Source organism: Streptomyces sp. SID1328 (assembly GCF_009865595.1).
Taxonomy (GTDB): Bacteria; Actinomycetota; Actinomycetes; order Streptomycetales; family Streptomycetaceae; genus Streptomyces; species Streptomyces griseoluteus.
On the sequence record NZ_WWKH01001062.1, the window covers coordinates 1 to 1,812 of the forward strand.

General features: G+C 74.9%; 2 protein-coding genes. One reads left to right on the forward strand and one right to left on the reverse strand.

From position 1 onward, the window contains the following. Nucleotides 1–546: 546 nt before the first annotated feature. Nucleotides 547–750 carry a hypothetical protein gene (locus GT030_RS36990; protein ID WP_237523014.1) on the forward strand — a complete coding sequence of 68 codons (204 nt, stop codon included), beginning with the start codon at nucleotides 547–549 and terminating at the stop codon, nucleotides 748–750. A gap of 9 nt (nucleotides 751–759) precedes the next feature. On the opposite strand, the gene GT030_RS34150 is transcribed toward GT030_RS36990, so the two are convergent. After that, a complete protein-coding gene (locus GT030_RS34150) occupies nucleotides 760–1,647 on the reverse strand; it encodes a serine hydrolase (protein WP_161204379.1) in 888 nt (295 codons plus the stop codon). Between the last annotated feature and the right edge of the window lie 165 nt (nucleotides 1,648–1,812).

Sequence of the window (1,812 nt, forward strand, 5' to 3'; positions counted from 1 at the left end):
GGGGCGCCCCCGAACCGGCCGGTTCGGGGGCGCCCCCTTGTCTGCCGTGCGCCTCCCGCGTGCGGTTCTTCCGCCCCGGCCGTCCGTCCTGCGGGCGCGCCGGGTCAGGTGCACGATGGTGGTGTGGGCAGGCGAGAGGAGGCGGCTGCCGATGACTCGGACACCTCCGGAAACGATCACCCCGATACGACTCTGGCGCTGGCGGCGCAATCCGCTGCGCAGACACGGCGACCTCGTCGAGGCGTGGGTCCTGCTGCTCACCTGGGTCCTCGTCGTACTGGGCGGTGCCCTCGCGGGCTGGGCGGCCGCGAGTTCCGTGGACTCCGCGCTCGCCGTGCGCCGCGACCAGGTGCACGAGGTCCGCGCCGTCCTCACCGGCCCGGCGCCGAAGACCGCGCCCTCACGCGGCGGTTACGACGACGACCGGGTGTGGGCCAAGGCCCGCTGGACCGACGGCCGGGGCGCCGTGCACACGGACAAGGCCAAGGTGAGCCCCGGCGCCCCGGCCGGCACCGCCGTCGACCTCTGGACGGCACCGGACGTACCGTGCCGCCGCCCGCCTCCATGGCCGAGTCCATGCTCCAGACCGTGCTCACCGGCGTCCTCGTCGCCCAGATCACCGGCACGGCCGTCTGGGGCGGCGGACGGCTGGCGTGCGGCTCGCTCGTCCGGCGCCGGCTCGCGGAGTGGGGCGAGGAGTGGAGTCGCGTCGGCCCGGAGTGGCGGCGGCTCAGCGGCGGCAGGGGCTGACGCCCGGCCTCAACTCCGCAGCGCCTCGAACGCCCGCCGGGCCGCGACCCCGATGGCCAGGTCGATGTCCGGCGCCAGGGACGCCCTGCGGTCCGCGCGGGTCAGCGCGGCCAGCGCCACCCGGTCGCCGGAGTCCGCCTCCACCACACCGATCTCGTGCCGCAGATGCAGGAACGACCCCGTCTTTCCGCTGTACCGCAGTGAGTCCGCGCGCAGCTCGCTCACCATCCGGTGGGCGAAGACCTGGAAGCCCATGAGCCGGCGCAGCTCCGCCGTCGCCGCCGGGTCGGAGATCTCGTCGCGCCACACCCGCTCCAGCAGGGACACCAGCGCCCCGGCCGTCCCGGTGCTGGCGTGCGCCGGATCCAGCGTCTCGATGGTGTGCCGCCCGGTGCGCTCGTCGCGTACGGCCAGCTCCAGCGCGAGGGAGAAGTCGTTGCCGGAAGCTCCGGCGGCGCAGGCGTACATGTGGTGCAGCCGGTGCCGTACCCGCAGGTCCGGGCAGTTCCAGGAGCGCAGCCGCGCGTCCACTTCCGGTACCGGGACCAGGTCGAGGAGGAGGTCGGCGGCGGCGTTGTCGCTCACCGAGAGCATCATCAGCAGCAGGTCGCCGACGGCCAGCGTCGCCGGATGGCGGAACGCCGCGAGCCCGGTCGGGCCGGGGTTCCCGGCGGGGGGTACGTAGGTCACGGGCCGGGCCGGGTCGAGTTCCCCGGCCGCGATCCGGTCCAGCACGACCAGGGCCAGCGGGACCTTCACCACCGAGGCGAGCGGTACCGGTACGTCGACGGCGAAGCCCAGCTCCTCGCCGGTGTCGATGTTCCGGGCGAGGAACGCGCCCCGGACGCCGAGCGCGTCCCACTCGCGGGCGATGCCGTCCGCCACCTCGGTGCTCATCGCGTCACCTCCGTCAGGGCCTCCGCAAGCCACTGCGGGACCTCGCCCGTCTCCCCGTGGGACTCACTCGCGCCGACCTCGTACCCCCGGTGCAGGGAGGGGTCGGCCAGCGGGGTCCAGCTCGCGCCGTGCTGCCGGGCGAAGGGTTTCGCGCACAGCAGCCGC

Excerpts from the sequence above, each read along its gene's own strand:
- GT030_RS34150 (WP_161204379.1), bottom strand. The coding sequence starts at position 1,647 with ATGAGCACCGAGGTGGCGGACGGCATCGCCCGCGAGTGGGACGCGCTC.